Genomic DNA, 15433 nt, shown 5'->3' with positions numbered 1-15433 from the left:
CTCGGGGTCCGTCAGGACGTCACAGGGTGCTCGCCAGCGGGTCGAAGTCGACCGGGACGGCGGGGACCTCGGAGACCGAGGACTCGACGCTCACGAACTCGCCGGTGGCCGCGGACTGCTCGGCCGAGAGCATCACGTCCAGGACGTGGTAGCCCAGCTCGCCGCTGGCCACGTGCGGGCGGCCCTCGGCGATGGCGCGGACCATGTCCAGCAGGCCCAGGCCGCGGCCGGTGACCACGCCCTCCTGCGGCACCTCGATCCACTCCTGCGCGGGCGGGGCCTCCTGCAGCGCCTCGAAGGGACGCACGTAGGCGATCCGGCCCTCGAACATGTTCGGGTCCGGGACCACGAGCGAGCCCTCGGTGCCGTGGATCTCCACGATGCCCTGGCGGGCCAGCGGGGAGTCGAAGCTGAGCAGCGAGGTGCCCGTCTGACCGGCCTCGAAGGAGGTCAGCACGGAGATGGTCGAGGGGACCTCGACCGGGAAGGTCTGCCCGGCGTTCGGGCCCACCTTGATGGCGCGCTCCTCGCGGGCCTTCAGCCCCAGGGCCGCGACCTTGTCCACGGAGCCGAACAGGCTCACCAGCGTGGTCAGGTAGTACGGGCCCATGTCGAACAGCGGGCCCGCGCCCTTGGCGAAGAGGAACCCGGGGTTCGGGTGGAAGACCTCGGGGCCCTGGTACTGCATCGACGTCTGCGCGAACAGCGGACGGCCGATGGTGCCCTTGGCGATCTCCCGCTTGGCCGTCTGCACGCCGGGGCCGAGCACGGTGTCGGGCGCGCAGCCCACCCGCAGCCCGGCCTGCTCGGCCTGCGCCAGCAGCGCCGAGGTGGACTCGCGGTCCAGGCCCAGGGGCTTCTCTGTCCACACGTGCTTGCCCGCGGCGATCGCGGAGGCGGAGACCTCCGCGTGCACCGCCGGGATGGTCAGGTTCACGACGACCTGCACGCCCGGGTGGTCCAGGACGTCCTGCGCGGTGCCCGCGGCGGGGACGCCGTGCTTGGCGGCCTGGGCCTTCGCCCGCTCGACGTCGAGGTCGCCGAGGATCAGCACCTCCACGTCGGGGAACGAGTTCAGGTTCTCGAGGTAGGTGTCGGAGATGACCCCGACGCCGATGAAGCCGACTCCGACGGGTGCGCTCACGCGACGTACCCGCCGTCCACCAGGAAGGTGTACGAGTCCTTGATGTCCTCGAAGACGTCGCCGGGGGCGTTGTCGTACTCGATGACGGCGTACTTGATGCCGGTCGCGGCCTTGAGCGCGGCGTCGGTGGGCACCTCGCCCTCGCCGGCGTGGCGCTGGTCCAGGTCGGAGGAGTCGAACTTCGGCGCATCGGGCGCGAAGGGGTTCGAGGCGGGGGCCACGCCGTCCTTGACGTGGATCGCCACGAGGCGGTCGCCGATCTCCTGGACGAGGCCCACGACGTCCTGGCCGCCCACGAGGGCCCAGAACAGGTCCAGCTCGATCTCGACGGAGGGGTCGATGAGCGAGAGGAAGCGCTGGTAGGCGGTCTGCCCGTCGAAGGTCGCGAGGAACTCCTGCGCGTGGTTGTGATAGCCGACGGTGAGGCCGAACTCCTTCGCCTTCTCGGAGGCGGCGTTCAGGCGCTCGGCGACGTCCTTGACGCCGTCCTCGGTCAGCCAGCGCTCGGTGGGGACCATCGGGTCGATGACGGTCTTCATGCCGATCTCGGCGGCGGCCTCGAAGACGACCTCGGGGGCCGGGGTGGGGATGGAGCCGTCGGGGGTCCACAGCTCGTCGGAGAGCAGCGGGGCGTGCCCGGTGGGCGAGGCGAGGCCGCTCGCGTCCAGGGCCGCGCGGATCTCCTTCGGGCGGCGGACGAAGTCGAAGGCCTCGACGTTCTTCAGGCCGATGGCGGCCAGCTTGTCGAGGGAGCCGCTCATGTCGGCGGAGAACTCCGCGGCCAGCGTGTACAGCTGGACGGAGGCGAGAGGGAGTGCCACGGAAGACCTGCTTTCGTACGTCGTCGTCTGGGTGAGGCCCACATCACGGATGATGCGCACGAGAGTACGCTAGCACGTAAAACCGCCATCTGGAGGTTTCCGATGTGGTGTGATGACCGCATGACTGCCAAGGAGCCCGCGATGCCCTCAGACGCCCCCTCGGCCATAGGTCGCCCCGGCTCGTACTCCAAGGGCGTGGCCCGGCGCCAGGAGATCCTGGACCGCGCCATCGAGGTCTTCCAGGAGCGAGGGGCGGACGGCACCTCGCTGCGCCGCATCGCCGGTGCGATCGGAGTCTCCCACGCCGCGCTGCTGCACTACTTCGATTCGCGCGAGCAGCTGCTGGTCGCCGTCTACGAGCACGCCGAGAAGCGGCGCGACGAGACGGTGGTCGACCAGCCCGAGCCCGAGCGCGGCATCGACATCATGATCGAGGCCGCCAACGCGAACATCGAGGTCCCGGGGCTCGTCCAGCTGTACTCCACGCTCGTGGCCGCCTCCCTCGAGGCCGATGCCGGCCCCTCCCGCGAGTACTTCACGGCCCGCTTCGAGCGGGTGCGCGAGGACCTCGAGCAGCGGCTGCGCCGCGAGCAGGCCGAGGGCCGCATGCGCGCCGACGTCGACGTCCGCCACGTCGCCGCCCTCATCGTCGCCGCCTCCGACGGCCTCCAGATCCAGTGGCTGCTGGAGCCCTCCGTCGAGCTGCAGGCCAGCCTGGAGACCTTCGGGCGGCTGCTCGCCCCCTGACCGGCCCGCCCCTGTCCGGCGCGCCCGATGCCGGCGGCGGCACCGCTCAGGCGCGGGAGAGGTCGTGCGTGTCCGCGCCCCGCGCGAAGCCGGCCGATCGATAGGTCGCGACGGCCGCCGCATTGGCGGCCGGGGTCGCCACGACCGCGCCCGAGGCGCCCATCTCGCGCAGCGCCTCGAGGCCGGCCCGGGTGATCAGCCGGCCCAGGCCGCGGCCGCGGTGCTCCGCATGCACCCCCATCGGCTCCACCAGACCCGGCAGACCCGGCCCGGCGGACCACACGGTGACCGTGGCGACGGGCGCCCCGTCCCGGTCCCGGGCGAGCAGGCAGCGGGCGCGGCGGGCCGCCGGAGCGGCCGCCATGGCCTGCCATCGGCGAGGGTCCGGGACGGTGCGCATCCCGAACGCCGAGGCCAGCACCTCCCCGACCGCGCGGGTGTCCTCCGGGCCCGCGACGACCGTGCGCACCCCGCTGCGCTCCTGCTCCGCGGCCGCCGCGCCGCCGCCGGCCGGGTGCTGCGCGAGATCGCAGTGCAGCAGCGCCCAGGCCTCGTCGGTGCGCCACCCCCGCTCCCGCAGCGCCTCGGGCAGCGCCTCGCTCCCGCGGACCGCCAGGGAGGCCGGGCCCTCCGGCAGCACGTCGCGCTCGGGATCGGTCGCATCGGCCGCGATGCTCCGGGCGAGCTCGCGGTCCGATCCCGCGCCGGGAGCCAGCGCCACCCGGGCGAGGCCCGGCCCGTCGAGCAGGCCGATGCCCAGCACCTCCTCGCCGCGACTCCACACCCGCAGCGCGGCGGCCGTGGCCTCCGCCCCGAGCCGCTGATGCCAGCCCAGGTCCCCCGGATGCAGCTCGTGCGCGGACCCGTGCGCCCACCATCGGCGCAGCGTGTCGTCCAGCGCGGGCAGGTCGCGGGCCTCGGGGGTGATGCGGCGGATGTCCATGGCCCGATCCCACCAGAGGTCCGCGCGCGGCGCATCGGAATATCCCGCGCCGCCGGCCCCGGGCCGGGCGCGTACCGTGGAGGGGTGAGCACCCCCTCCGCGTCGCCGACGAGGACCGCGCCGCCGCTGCGCCAGAGCTATGCGGCCGCGGTCCCCGAGCTCTCCGTGCCCTGGCGCGCCGAGGCCATGCCCGATCCGCGGATGGTGCTGCTGAACCAGGACCTCGCCCGCGAGCTGGGCCTGGACCCGGAGCATCTGCGCAGCCCCGAAGGCCTGGCCCTGCTCACCGGCGCCACCGACCTGCCGACCACGGCGCAGGCCTACGGGGGCCACCAGTTCGGCTCCCCGAACCCGCACCTCGGCGACGGCCGCGCGCTGCTGCTGGGCGACCTCGTCGACACCCGCGGGCAGCAGCGGGACCTGCACCTCAAGGGCTCGGGGCGCACCCCCTTCTCCCGCGCCGGGGACGGGCGCGCCCCGCTGCGGCCGATGCTGCGCGAGATGGTGATCGGCGAGGCCCTGCACGCCCTCGGCATCCCGACCACCCGCGCCCTCGCCGTGCTCACCACCGGCGAGAGGATCCAGCGCCACGACCCCGCGCCCGAGCAGGGCGCCCTGCTCGTCCGGGTGGCCGCGAGCCACCTGCGGGTGGGCACCGTGCAGTACGCCGCCTGGACGCAGGAGCCCGACGTCCTGGCCTCGCTGGTCCGCTACGCGATCGCGCGCCACCACCCTGCTGCGGCCGATGCCGAGGTGCCGGCCCTCGCCCTGCTCGAGGCCGTCGCCGAGGCGCAGGCCTCGCTCCTGGCGCAGTGGATGTGCGCCGGCTTCGTGCACGGGGTGATGAACACCGACAACATGACGCTGCCCGGGGAGTCGATCGACTTCGGCCCCTGCGCCTTCCTCGACGTGCACGACCCGCGCGCCGTGTTCAGCTCCATCGACCGCGGCGGCCGCTACGCCTACGGCAACCAGCCCGGCATCGCCCTGTGGAACCTCTCGCGACTGGCCGAGGCGCTGCTGCCGCTCATCGACGCCGTCCCCGATGCCGCCGTCGACGCGGCGACCGCGGTGCTCGAGGGCTTCGAGGGCGCCTACCGCACCGCCTGGTCCCACCGGATGCGCGCGAAGCTGGGCCTGCGCGAGGACGCTCCCGAGGAGCAGGTGCTCGACCTGGGCGCAGAGCTGCTGGACCTCCTCGCCGCGCGCGGCGAGGACCGCACGGAGTTCTTCCGCGCGCTCGCGGAGGGCGGCGGCGCCGCGGATCCGGCGCTGTCCGCATGGGAGGCGCGCCGCCTCGCGCTGGCCGGCACATCGGCCGCAAAACGGGCCGCGTCCACCGCGCGCATGCTCGCCGCGAATCCCGTGGTCATCCCCCGCAACCACGCCCTGGACGCGGCGCTGGACGCGGCGGAGGGCGGGGACCTGGCGCCCGTCGAGCGGATCCTGGAGGCCGTCCGCGACCCCTTCGTGCGACGGCCCGGGCTCGAGGACCTCGAGACCGCCCCGGCCGGGTCCCCGGGCTTCATCACCTACTGCGGCACCTGAGCGGCCCTCAGCCCGCAGTCGCCGCCGCGGTGGCGACGATGCAGGCGGGGCTCGGGACGGGGACGGCGTCGACGAGCTGGAGCCCGCCGTCGCCGGTGACGCGGAACCGGGTCACCGCGTCGGAGCGGTTGTTGGCCACCAGGAGCCACGCGTCCCCCGGCTGCTCCTCCACCAGCAGGCAGAACCATGGCCAGGCGCCGCCGCTGGGCACGATCTCCCGCCGATGCGGCACGCCCTGCGCGTCCACGTCGAAGATCGCGATCGAGTCGTGCCCGCGGTTGGTGGCATACAGCCGCGACCCGTCCGCCGAGACGCTCAGGTGCGCCGCCCAGGTCTCCCCGACGAACTCCTCCGGCACCGTGGAGGTCCTCGCGATCCGCGTGAGCGCGCCGTCCTCACCGACCCGCACCGTCTCGAGGGTGCTGTCGAGCTCGCAGAGGATGTGCAGGACCCCGTCCCCGGGCACGATGTGCCGCGGCCCCGAGCCCGGCGCGGTCCGGTGCACCACCTGCACCGGCCCGAAGCCGCCTGCCGGATCGAGCGGGGCCGAGAGGATCTCGTCGGTGCCGAGGTCCGCCATCAGCACCGCATCCCACGCGGCGGTGACGATGCCGCAGTGGGGGTGGCTGCGCTCCTGCCGCGGGTGCGGGCCGCTGCCGGACCCGGCGTGCTGCGCCAGCAGGCGCGGCACGCGCGGGGCAGGGTCGACAGAGCCGGCGGGGCCGGCAGGGCCGCTGTCGAAGAGCGACCAGCCCCCGGGAGGGGCCGTGACGACCAGGCGCCGCCCGTCCGGGGCGACGGCGAGATAGCAGCCGCCCTGTGCGCCCTCCGCGACCTGCGCGAGGACCTCCTCGTGCTGCGGGTCCCAGCGCAGCAGCGCCGAGTCCTCCTCGGTGTTGCGCAGCAGCAGGAGCGTGCCGTCGAGCGGGTCGCGCTCGGCCCAGAACACGGCGTCCGGGGAGCCCGGGACCGGCTGCGCGGCCAGGCGCTCCCCCGCCTCGAGGGTCCAGAGGCCGGCCTGCAGGTCCTCCTGCCCCTCCCGGTTGCTCCAGGTCGTCACCGCGTATCGCGCCATGGCCCCGTCCGTCCCTCCTGCGCCTGCCGGCCTCGTCTCGTCTGCGTCCGATGCTAGCCCCCGCGGCGGTCTCCCGATCATCGCGAGGAGAAGATCCTCGCAATTGTCAATACCGGTGCCGAAAATGTGGATGACCGGGCAGTGGGGAGGAGAAGCGAGAATGGGGATAACCAGGGCGTCGGAGACCGTTCGAGCAGGCCACAGGGGAATTGGGGGCGATGCATCGCCACGGAAGTCGACCTCCGTAGAAATCTTCCAGAAATTGTCCACATCGGTGGACTGCGTGGCGACACAGGCGTAGACTCGACGTAGTTTCGAACGTATGCACGAAGTCCGCACAGGCGCGGAGAGCGGTCTGCGGGAGGGGGTGGGAGCGGTGCTCCAGGAGATGCCGTCGGAGGACCACGGCGCGCCGGATCCGGCGTCCGCCGGCTCTTCGGCCGCCCGGCCGCCGTCCCGCCCCACGGACGGGGCCGATGCGGCGCCGGGCAGGCCGGAGGTGCGGATCTCCCCGACGACGATCCCGCGCGGAGAGTCCTGGCGCATCGAGGATCCGCGGTACGCGCACCGGAGGATGCAGTACCGCCGGGCGATGGCGGACGGCACCCCGCTCCCCGTCGCGGCCGTGCCGGACGAGCCCCTGGAGAGCGTCGCAGGCTTCGTCGCCGCGGCGCCCGCGAGCACGAAGCGGATCCGGGCCCGGGACCCCCGCACGCGGGAGTCCCTGCCGTCGCGGCTGCCGGAGGGGTGGGAGATGAGCGAGGCCGCCCAGGCCATCTGGGATGCCGGCGCCGCCGAGGGCCCCGTGCTCGCAGCCCGCAACCGGGCCCTCGCCGTGCTGTGGCAGCCGGAGGACGACGCCGACTCCGACGGCGACTGCCACGCCCTGGTGGCCGCGCAGGCGCTGCGCGTGCCCCTGCGCCGCGCCCAGTACATGATCCGGGACGCCCACCATGCGGTCACGACGTTCTCGGCCTGCCATGAGCTCCTGGAGCAGGGCGCCTTCCCGGCCTCGTGGTTCACCAGGATGCTGCGCGACACCCGTGACCTCTCCACCGTCTCCCGCGAGGGCATCGATGCGCTGGTCTCGTCCTGGGACCTGCGGATCGGTGCGGAGCGCTTCGAGATCCGGCTGCGGGAGATCATCCGCTGGGCGGAGGACCTCGAGGCGAAGCAGGCCCAGCAGGACCAGGACGCCCCCTCCGAGGTCGAGCGCTCCGTGGGCGTCATGGACCTGGGGCGCGGCATGTCCTGCCTCCAGGTCACCGGCCCCACCCCGGAGATCGCCTCCCTCGCGCGGCGCCTGGACGTCTCCGCCCGCGCGGTCCAGGCGGCCCAGCGCGCCGCGCTGAAGAACGGCGACGGCATCCCGTGGGACGTGGACGGGCTGGTCGAGCAGTCGGGCCACTCGCTCCGGGTCGGTGTGCTGCGCTACCTCCTGCTGACCAAGGCGTCCCTGCAGACCGACGGGATCGACGTCCCCCAGGACCGGTTCCGGCTGAACGTCACGGTCCCCGTGATGACGCTGCTGGGACGGTCCGAGGCGCCGGGCACGCTGGAGGGGACCTCCCCGCTGCCCGCGGATCTGGCCCGCGCCCTCGCCGGGGGCGAGGGGACCTGGTACCGCGTGCTCACGGATCCCTGCACGGGCGCGTTCCTCCCGCTCGCCGCGACGACGTACCGCCCCACCGCCGCGATGCTCGAGCACCTCCGTCACCTCAATCCCACCTGCGCCGTCCCCGGATGCCGGCGGGCCATCTCGATGGGCGCCCAGGCCGACCACATCGAGGAGTTCCTCGCCGGCGGCCCCACGAGCATCGAGAACCTGCACTGGCTGTGCGAGCACCACCACCAGGAGAAGACGGCCGGCCTCCTCGACCCGACCCGCCTGCACCCGGCGCGCCGGGCGGCGGACGGCACCTGGGAAGCAGGGCGGACCCGATGGCTCATCGGCTCCGGCGACGGCCACCACGTCATCACCGAGGAGCGCGATGACGTCGACCTCCTCGGCGCGATGTCGGTGCGCCGGCTCGCGGAGCACTACCGCGACCACCCCGACGGACCGTGCCGCCGCGACTGTCTCGACGGCGCCCGGCATCGGCCCGATGGTCCCCCCGATCCGCCGCCCGAGGGCGATGACGATGGCGGCAGCCTGCCCGGAACGAGCCCGCCCGAGGACGCACCGCGCGTGATCGAGCTGCCCTCCTGGTCGGAGCAGTGGCCGCGCCTGTGGGCGTGGATGCGCTCCGAGGACCGGCGGGGGACCGCCGTGGACCAGCCGCTGCCCCCGCCGCCGGAGCCCCCGGGCGGCGGGGACTGGGGACCCGCCGGCCCCCCGCCCTTCTGAGGCAGCGGGGCGGGTGTCGCGAACGTCCTATCCGCCCCGCGCCCGCGCCGCGAGGATGGGCCGATGAGCACGACCAACTACTACGACACGTTCATCCAGGTGGCCGAGGACTGCCCGGTCCAGCAGGCCGCGACCCCGCCCGAGCGCCCCTCCCCGACGGTCGCGCGGCTCCAGTTCGAGCTCCTGCGCGCCGAGCCCTACGCGATGACTTCGGACGATCTGCTCTTCGCCGTCCACGCCCGGCGCAAGGACATCCCCGAGCAGGATCGCGACCAGGCGCGCACCGCGTTCTTCGCCCGCTCGCAGGCGTGCCTGCGCGCCTCGCCGCTCCCCCAGCGCTACGGCTGGGGCATCCACCATGACGCCGAGGGAAGGATCGCCCTGGTCGCGGCGGGCACCGAGGACTACCGCCGCTTCGCCGAGGACGAGGATCTGGCGCAGGTGCGGGCGATGCGCTCCTCGCGCCGCTGACCCCGCCCCGGGGAATCCCCGGCGGCGCCCGGGCGTTGTGCGCGCCATGAGCCCCTCGCGCGATGATCAGGTCCCCCGGTGGCGCATCGAGGGCTCGGCCAGCATCGACGTTCCCGCCGGCGGCCCCGTGCTCCCGCGGCGCTCCTCGCTGTGGATCCTCGTGCGGTCCGGGAGCATCGGCCTGGGCTGCGGCAGCGCGCAGCTGGAGCTGGAGGCCGGCGACGCCGCCTACCTGCACCGCGCGCGGCTGCACCGCATCACCGCGCTGACCGACGCCCGCGTCGACCTCGCCGATCTGCGGCGGGACCAGGCCGGCACCTCGGACCGACCCCTGGTCGTGCGGGGCTTCGCCGATCGCCAGAGCGGTGTGGTCTCCCTGCTCTCGCAGTGCCCGGTGACCCCGCAGCTGCGCATCTCCCGCCCCGGCGTGGCCGACGCCTACGGCGACCTGCTCGGCTCGGCGATGCTCAGCGAATCGGCGGTGGCGGGCCTTCCCCGCCCCGACGCCGTGGTCCGCACGGTCGCGGCGCTGCTGGAGGACAGCCCGCATCGGCCGTGGACGCTCGCCGAGCTCGCGGCCGCCGCGCACGTGGGCACGACCGCGCTGGTGGATCGCTTCCGGCGGGAGACGGGCCTGGCGCCCATGCAGTACCTGCGGCGGGTGCGGATCGAACGGGCGATGGACGAGCTGCATCGCGGCGACCGGCCGGTCGCCGCGATCGCCCGGGATGCCGGCTACGGCTCCGCCGAGGCCTTCGTGCGGGCCTTCCGGGCGCTCACCGGCTCGACGCCGGGGCGCTGGCGTCAGTCCGCGCGGGGACGGACCCGGATGGAGGCGTACCCGATGGCTGCGAGCCCCGCGAACACGGCGCCGAGGGCCATGGTGGCGGCCGGGCCGCGCTGATCCACGATCAGCCCTCCCACGATCGCGCCCAGCATGATGGCGATCTGGAACGCGGTGACCTGCAGCGCGATGGCGGACTCCACGCGACGCGGCTCGACGGCGGCGACCCACAGCTGGGAGACCACGGGCACCATGTTGAATCCGAGGCCCCAGGCGATCACGGCGACGGCGAGGACCGGGACCTGATCGGTCGTGGCCATGCCGATCAGGGCGAGCATGAGGATGGCGGGGCCCGCGGCGGCGGCCCAGCGGAGCCGGCGGGAGGCCCAGCCGCCGGCGAGGTTCCCCAGCAGACCGCCGAGGCCCCAGGCCAGCAGCAGCACCGCGACCACGGAGACGTCGACCGCCTCGATCGCGACGCGGATGTACGGGTAGGCGGTGAAGTTCGCGAAGGCGGCCAGCCCCACCACGAGCACGCCCGCGATCAGGCGGCGGTTGGTCAGGGTCGCCCGCATCATCGCGAAGCCGGCGCCGGGCGCCGCCGGCACGGGCGGCAGCAGCCGCCACAGGAGCACGCCCGCGGCGAACGTGACCACGGAGACCAGCACGAACACGGCCCGCCAGCCGATCAGGTCCCCGAGCACCGAGGAGACGGGCACGCCGATGATGGTGGCGGTGCTGGTGCCCAGGGCGACGGTGGTCGAGACCAGGGCGGGCCTCCCGGTGACGTGCACGCCCACCCCGAAGGCGAAGGACCAGAAGCCGGCGAGCGCCGCCCCCAGCAGCACGCGGGCGGCGAGCACGACGGCCAGGCTCGGGGCGATCGAGACGACGAGGTTGGAGACCACGGCGAGGGCCAGCAGGCCGAGCATGACGGTGCGGCGGTCCGCGCGCGGCAGCACGGCGGCGATGGTGGGGGCGGTGAGGGCGCCGGCCAGCGCCGTCGCGGCGACCGCCAGACCGGCCCGCCCCTCGCTCACGCCGAGATCGGCGGCCATGCCCGGCAGCACGCCGGCGGGGATGAACTCGGAGCCGACCAGGGAGGCCGTGCCGGCGGAGAGCGCGAGGGCCGTCACCACCGGGTGGTGGGCCCGGCCGGCGGGGCGCGGCGCGGAGGCGGGCGCGTCCTCGGGTCCGCTCGGGGCGAGGGTGCGGGGCGAGGAGCTTGTCATGGTGACAGCATCGCCCATGCGGGCGACCCATGACTGATCGGACCGCCGCACGGATTGATCGTGCGACCGCCGGGGGCCGCCGGGGGCACGGCGTCAGGGGGCGGTCGGGGTGCTGGTCCCGGTGCGGGAGGAGGCGGCGGTCGGAGGCAGCGGCGATGCGGTCTCCTCGAGGGGACGCAGCGTCTCCGGGGCGGCGACCTCCCCCTGGCGGGCGGCGCGGCGGGCCCGGAAGCGCACGCTGGCCAGGACGATCGTGAACACGAGGAACAGCGCGCCGAGGGCGGGCCCGCCGCCGCCGCTGAGGAAGGTCCAGACCGCGGCGCCCGCCCGGTTCGAGAGCAGGCCGTCGATCGCGGGGTCCGGCAGCAGCACCACCGCGGACAGGGCCGGCACCGCCAGGCCCGGCAGGACCAGGGAGTAGGGCGACCAGCGGGTGACGAGGATCCCGAGCACGATCAGCACCGCCCCGACCAGGATGCAGGCCGCCGCGACCACGTCCAGCCGGAAGTCGAAGGTCATCAGCGCCTGGTAGACCCCCCTGCTGTATCCCCAGACCAGCGCGAGCGCCCCGAGCAGGAGCATCGCCGGCACCGCGATCATCCCCAGCAGGGCGGTGATCGCGGGCGCCGCGGGACGGCGGCGGGCGAGGGCGAGCGCCCCGCCCATCGCCGCGGTGATCGGCAGCAGGGCGACGGGCAGCCCGAATCCGATCGCGTCGAGCACGAGGGTCGGCAGGATCGGGCTCCGGCTCCAGAAGGCCTCCATGAGGGCCGGCACCGCGGCCGTCGCCACCGCCGCCAGCGCGTACACCGCCGTGACCAGCAGTCCGGCGGAGCTCCACACCCCCGTCAGCGCCAGGATCACCAGCAGCAGGATGCCGATGAGGATCAGGCCCAGCCCTCTCAGCACCATCGGCTCGGTCAGGTCCGGCACGCGGTCCAGCCGGTAGAAGGTCGTCTGGACGTACTGGTTCCAGGTGCGGCTGCCGTCGGCGAGCAGCGCCAGGGAGAGGGGCGCCAGCACCAGCCCGATCAGCGCCGTGAGTATCCGCGGAAGAATCCTCGAACCGTTCATGCCAGGAGCTCCTCGTGCTGTCCTGCGACGACGACGGGCCTCGATGCCCGCCGCGTCCGGGTCTCCTCTGCAGTCTAGGGCCGATGCTCAGCGGACGCACAGCTCGTCGAGGGCACCGGGACAGGTCCGCATCCCTACGATCAGCACATGAGCAGCCACGGCGACCATCGCCCGCCCCCGTCCTCCGATCCGTCCGGCCCGGTGCGGCGGCGCCGCCTCTCCTCCCGCGCGCTGACCGGGATCGTCGCCGCGGCGGCCGTGCTCGTCCTGGGGCTCGGCGGGTTCCTCATCGGCTCCCGCATCTACGCCGACCAGCGCAATGCCGCAGCCCCGGAGGCCTTCACCGCCACCGCGGAGGCCTCCGCTGCGAGCGACGGCGGCGGCGGCGGGAGCACCGGTGCGCCGGCGGCCGGCGAGGTCGAGGGGACCTGGACGGTCGCCGAGGGATCGCAGGCCGGCTACCGGGTCGCCGAGGTCCTCAACGGCCAGGACGTCACCGTCGTGGGCCGCACGTCGTTCGTCACCGGCAGCGCCGAGATCACCGGGACGTCCCTCTCCGAGACGCGGATCGTCGTGGACCTGGCCTCCGTGGAGACCGACGCGGCCCAGCGCGACGAGTACTTCCGCACCCGGGCGATCGACACCGCGGCCCACCCCGAGGCCGTCTTCACCCTCACCGCGCCGGTCGACGTCGCGGCCCTGGCCGAGACCGGCACCGCGACCGTCACCGTCCCGGGGACGCTCGAGATCAACGGGCAGACCCAGGACGTCCGGATCGCGCTGACCCTCGCCCGGTCGCAGGACGGCGCCCTGACCGTCGTCGGCGCGGCCGATGCGACCTGGTCCGACTACGGCGTGGAGGCCCCGGACCTCGGCTTCGTGAGCGTCGAGGACGCCGGGCAGATCGAGTTCTCCCTGGTCCTCGCGGCGGCCTGAGCGCGCGGTACGGTGCTGGCCATGACCTATGCGCTCCACGGCTCGCTCCCCGTCCCCGCCACCCCGATGCAGACCTACGCCCTGCTCAGCGACGTGCCCCGCACCGGGGAATGGAGCATCCAGACCGAGGTCGTCGCCTGGGAGGGCGATGCCCGCGGCGTCGGGGCGACGTTCTCCGGCCGCAACCGCACCGCGCAGCGGGAATGGACCACCGTCTCCCGCGTGATCGAGGACGTGCCCGGCGAGGCCTTCGCCTGGGCCGTCGGCCCGGGAGAGGCGATCTGGGGATACCGGATGGCGCCGCACGAGGAGGGCACCCTGCTGACGCTGCACACCGCCTTCACCGAGCGCACCGCGGAGTACTTCGTCGAGCGCTTCGGGGAGGACGCCGCCCGCGAGGAGGAGATCCGCCGCCGGGCCGCCGAGGAGGGCATCCCCGCCACCCTCGAGCGCATCGCCGGGATCCTCGCGCGGGAGCACGGGGACGCACCCGAGGAGTGACCCAGCCTCCGCCCCGCACCGGTCCCGACATGACGAAAGCCCCCGCCACACGGCGGGGGCCTTCGAAGACCGGGATGAATCCCCTGGTCAGGAGCGGTAGCGGCGGGATTTGAACCCGCGGTACGGGGTTACCGTACACATCATTTCGAGTGATGCACCTTCGGCCGCTCGGACACGCTACCGCCGGATATCCTACGTCTCCCCCGCGCCGCGACCAAACGGGCCGGCGCCCGCCGCGAGTCAGATCACGTTCCGGTGCGGATCATCTCGGCGCACTTCTCGCCGATCATCATCACGGTGATGTTGGGGTTGACCGTGACGATCTCCGGCATCACCGACGCGTCGGCCACCCGCAGGCCGCGCACGCCCTTGACCCGCAGCTGCGGGTCCAGCGGGGCGGCCGGGTCGTCGGCCGCGCCCATCGGCACCGTGCCCACGGGATGGTAGACGGTGTTGTGGGTGCGGCGGATGTACTCGGCGAGCTGCTCGTCGGTGGTCGCCTCGGCTCCGGGCGCCAGCTCGCGTCCGGCCCACTCGGCCATCGCCGGCTGCGCCATGATCTCGCGGGCCTGGCGGATGCCGGCGATCATCACCCGCATGTCATGGCCCTCCGGGTCGGTGAAGTAGCGCGGATCGACCTTGGGCTTGTCGCGGAAGTCGATCGAGCGCAGCCGCACCGTCCCGGTGGAGCGGGCGTGCGTGACGTTGGGGGTCAGGCAGATCATCTCGTCGGCGGTGGGATAGCCGGCGCGGTAGGTGTGCATGTCGAAGGGCACCGAGCCGTAGTGCATCATCAGGTCCGGCCGGTCCAGGCCCTCCTGCGTGGCGGCGAAGATGCCGATCTCCCACCACTGGGTGGACTCGCGGACCATCGGTCGCTTCGCCTCCCACTGGACGACGCCCTCCGGGTGGTCCTGCAGCGTCGAGCCGACGCCGGGAGAGTCCACCAGCACCTCGATGCCGACCTCCTCGAGGTGCTCGCGGGGACCGATGCCGGAGAGCATGAGCAGCTGCGGGGTGTTGATCGCCCCGGCGGAGACGATCACCTCGCGCCGCGCCGCGATGCGGGTGCGGCGGCCGAAGGCGTTGTCGAGGACCTGCACGCCCGTGCAGGTCCCGGTCTCGTCGACGTCCAGCTTCGCGACCCACGAGTCGGTGAGGATCGTGAGGTTCTCCCGCTCGAGGATCGGATGCAGGTAGGACACCGAGGAGGAGGAGCGGGTGCCGTCGGCCCTGCGGTTGACCTGGAAGAAGTTCGCGCCGCGCACCACCGTCTCGCCGGTGTTGAACCGCGCGCGCGGGATGCCCGCCTGCTCGCAGGCGTCCAGCAGGGCGACGCCGCACGGATCGGTCGGCGGCACGTTCATGAGCCGCACCGGCCCGTCGTGGCCGTGCAGCGGGCCCTCGTCCTCGTTGTCCTCGAGCTTGGTGAACAGCGGGAAGGTGCTCTCGGCCTCCCAGCCCTCGGCGCCGTGCTCGTGCGCCCACTCGTCGAGGTCCTCGCGCGGGGCCCAGAAGGCGATGCACGAGTTGTGGGAGGAGCAGCCGCCGAGGACCTTCGCCCGGGCGTGGCGCATGAAGGAGTTCCCGTTCTCCTGCTCCTCGATCGGGTAGTCCCAGTCGAAGCCGGACTCGAGCAGCTCCATCCAGCGGTCCAGCTGCAGCACCACGTCGTGGTCGGTGTCATGCGGGCCGGCCTCGAGCAGGCCGACGCTGACGTCGGGGTCCTCGCTCAGCCGGGCGGCGACCGCGGCGCCGGCGGAGCCGCCGCCGACGACGACGTAGTCGAAGGTGCGGGTCGTCTTCATGG

14 protein-coding genes and 1 tRNA gene are annotated in these 15433 nt (G+C 73.9%); 7 read left to right on the top strand and 8 right to left on the bottom strand.

Annotation, left to right across the window (positions count from 1 at the left end; all coding sequences use genetic code 11):
- Window positions 1-19: 19 nt before the first annotated feature.
- Both BF93_RS07870 and BF93_RS07865 read right to left on the bottom strand, forming a co-directional pair.
- Window positions 20-1144, bottom strand: coding sequence for a Gfo/Idh/MocA family protein (locus tag BF93_RS07870; RefSeq protein WP_038371756.1), 1125 nt, complete (start codon window positions 1142-1144; stop codon window positions 20-22).
- Complete coding sequence (locus BF93_RS07865; protein WP_038371755.1) at window positions 1141-1965, bottom strand: sugar phosphate isomerase/epimerase family protein; 825 nt, start codon at window positions 1963-1965, stop codon at window positions 1141-1143. Before BF93_RS07865 ends, BF93_RS07870 begins: the two co-directional genes overlap by 4 nt.
- A gap of 141 nt (window positions 1966-2106) precedes the next feature.
- Here BF93_RS07865 and BF93_RS07860 point away from each other — a divergent pair, with 141 nt between their 5' ends.
- Entirely contained in the window at window positions 2107-2712 is a 606-nt protein-coding gene (locus BF93_RS07860) for a TetR/AcrR family transcriptional regulator (protein ID WP_038371754.1), read from the top strand.
- Window positions 2713-2758: 46 nt separating this feature from the next.
- Here the strand turns inward: BF93_RS07860 and BF93_RS07855 are convergent, their stop codons facing one another.
- A complete protein-coding gene (locus BF93_RS07855) occupies window positions 2759-3655 on the bottom strand; it encodes a GNAT family N-acetyltransferase (RefSeq protein WP_038371753.1) in 897 nt (298 codons plus the stop codon).
- 84 nt (window positions 3656-3739) lie between these two features.
- On the opposite strand from BF93_RS07855, the gene BF93_RS07850 reads away from it, so the two are divergent.
- Window positions 3740-5203, top strand: coding sequence for a protein adenylyltransferase SelO (locus BF93_RS07850; RefSeq protein WP_051486681.1), 1464 nt, complete (start codon window positions 3740-3742; stop codon window positions 5201-5203).
- Window positions 5204-5210: 7 nt separating this feature from the next.
- Here BF93_RS07850 and BF93_RS18925 read toward each other — a convergent pair whose 3' ends face one another.
- Window positions 5211-6278, bottom strand: a complete 1068-nt coding sequence (locus BF93_RS18925; RefSeq protein ID WP_051486680.1) for a lactonase family protein — start codon at window positions 6276-6278, stop codon at window positions 5211-5213.
- A 322-nt stretch (window positions 6279-6600) separates the two neighbouring features.
- Between BF93_RS18925 and BF93_RS18920 the strand changes: the two genes are divergently transcribed.
- The 3 genes from BF93_RS18920 (at window position 6601) to BF93_RS18915 (ending at window position 10000) form a co-directional block, all read left to right on the top strand.
- Window positions 6601-8625: an HNH endonuclease signature motif containing protein gene (locus tag BF93_RS18920; RefSeq protein WP_198025380.1), complete on the top strand. Its 2025-nt coding sequence runs from the start codon at window positions 6601-6603 to the stop codon at window positions 8623-8625.
- A 63-nt stretch (window positions 8626-8688) separates the two neighbouring features.
- Window positions 8689-9096, top strand: a complete 408-nt coding sequence (locus tag BF93_RS07835) for a DUF6157 family protein (RefSeq protein ID WP_038371752.1) — start codon at window positions 8689-8691, stop codon at window positions 9094-9096.
- A gap of 46 nt (window positions 9097-9142) precedes the next feature.
- Window positions 9143-10000 carry a helix-turn-helix domain-containing protein gene (locus BF93_RS18915; protein ID WP_051486678.1) on the top strand — a complete coding sequence of 286 codons (858 nt, stop codon included), beginning with the start codon at window positions 9143-9145 and terminating at the stop codon, window positions 9998-10000.
- On the opposite strand, the gene BF93_RS07825 is transcribed toward BF93_RS18915, so the two are convergent.
- Together BF93_RS07825 and BF93_RS07820 are read right to left on the bottom strand one after the other, a co-directional pair.
- Window positions 9901-11112, bottom strand: a complete 1212-nt coding sequence (locus tag BF93_RS07825; protein ID WP_084148381.1) for an MFS transporter — start codon at window positions 11110-11112, stop codon at window positions 9901-9903. The genes BF93_RS18915 and BF93_RS07825 overlap by 100 nt on opposite strands.
- Before the next feature lie 93 nt (window positions 11113-11205).
- Entirely contained in the window at window positions 11206-12186 is a 981-nt protein-coding gene (locus BF93_RS07820; RefSeq protein ID WP_156954082.1) for a hypothetical protein, read from the bottom strand.
- 147 nt (window positions 12187-12333) lie between these two features.
- Here BF93_RS07820 and BF93_RS07815 point away from each other — a divergent pair, with 147 nt between their 5' ends.
- Window positions 12334-13122 carry a YceI family protein gene (locus tag BF93_RS07815; RefSeq protein WP_051486677.1) on the top strand — a complete coding sequence of 263 codons (789 nt, stop codon included), beginning with the start codon at window positions 12334-12336 and terminating at the stop codon, window positions 13120-13122.
- Window positions 13123-13143: 21 nt separating this feature from the next.
- Window positions 13144-13623: an SRPBCC family protein gene (locus tag BF93_RS07810; RefSeq protein ID WP_038371749.1), complete on the top strand. Its 480-nt coding sequence runs from the start codon at window positions 13144-13146 to the stop codon at window positions 13621-13623.
- A gap of 94 nt (window positions 13624-13717) precedes the next feature.
- On the opposite strand, the gene BF93_RS07805 is transcribed toward BF93_RS07810, so the two are convergent.
- Window positions 13718-13805, bottom strand: a tRNA-Ser gene (locus tag BF93_RS07805).
- 63 nt (window positions 13806-13868) lie between these two features.
- Window positions 13869-15431, bottom strand: a complete 1563-nt coding sequence (locus BF93_RS07800; RefSeq protein ID WP_038371747.1) for a GMC family oxidoreductase — start codon at window positions 15429-15431, stop codon at window positions 13869-13871.
- Between the last annotated feature and the right edge of the window lie 2 nt (window positions 15432-15433).

This window comes from Brachybacterium phenoliresistens (assembly GCF_000576425.1).
GTDB classification, from domain to species: Bacteria; Actinomycetota; Actinomycetes; order Actinomycetales; family Dermabacteraceae; genus Brachybacterium; species Brachybacterium phenoliresistens.
Note: the sequence above shows the minus strand (reverse complement) of the source record. Positions and strands in the feature narration are given on the sequence as shown.

Coding starts and splice junctions, on each gene's coding strand:
- BF93_RS07820 (WP_156954082.1), bottom strand. CDS start 12,186: ATGAACGGTTCGAGGATTCTTCCGCGGATACTCACGGCGCTGATCGGG.
- BF93_RS07800 (WP_038371747.1), bottom strand. CDS start 15,431: ATGAAGACGACCCGCACCTTCGACTACGTCGTCGTCGGCGGCGGCTCC.
- BF93_RS07860 (WP_038371754.1), top strand. CDS start 2,107: ATGCCCTCAGACGCCCCCTCGGCCATAGGTCGCCCCGGCTCGTACTCC.
- BF93_RS18920 (WP_198025380.1), top strand. CDS start 6,601: ATGCACGAAGTCCGCACAGGCGCGGAGAGCGGTCTGCGGGAGGGGGTG.
- BF93_RS07810 (WP_038371749.1), top strand. CDS start 13,144: ATGACCTATGCGCTCCACGGCTCGCTCCCCGTCCCCGCCACCCCGATG.
- BF93_RS18925 (WP_051486680.1), bottom strand. CDS start 6,278: ATGGCGCGATACGCGGTGACGACCTGGAGCAACCGGGAGGGGCAGGAG.
- BF93_RS07825 (WP_084148381.1), bottom strand. CDS start 11,112: ATGACAAGCTCCTCGCCCCGCACCCTCGCCCCGAGCGGACCCGAGGAC.
- BF93_RS18915 (WP_051486678.1), top strand. CDS start 9,143: ATGAGCCCCTCGCGCGATGATCAGGTCCCCCGGTGGCGCATCGAGGGC.
- BF93_RS07835 (WP_038371752.1), top strand. CDS start 8,689: ATGAGCACGACCAACTACTACGACACGTTCATCCAGGTGGCCGAGGAC.
- BF93_RS07815 (WP_051486677.1), top strand. CDS start 12,334: ATGAGCAGCCACGGCGACCATCGCCCGCCCCCGTCCTCCGATCCGTCC.
- BF93_RS07855 (WP_038371753.1), bottom strand. CDS start 3,655: ATGGACATCCGCCGCATCACCCCCGAGGCCCGCGACCTGCCCGCGCTG.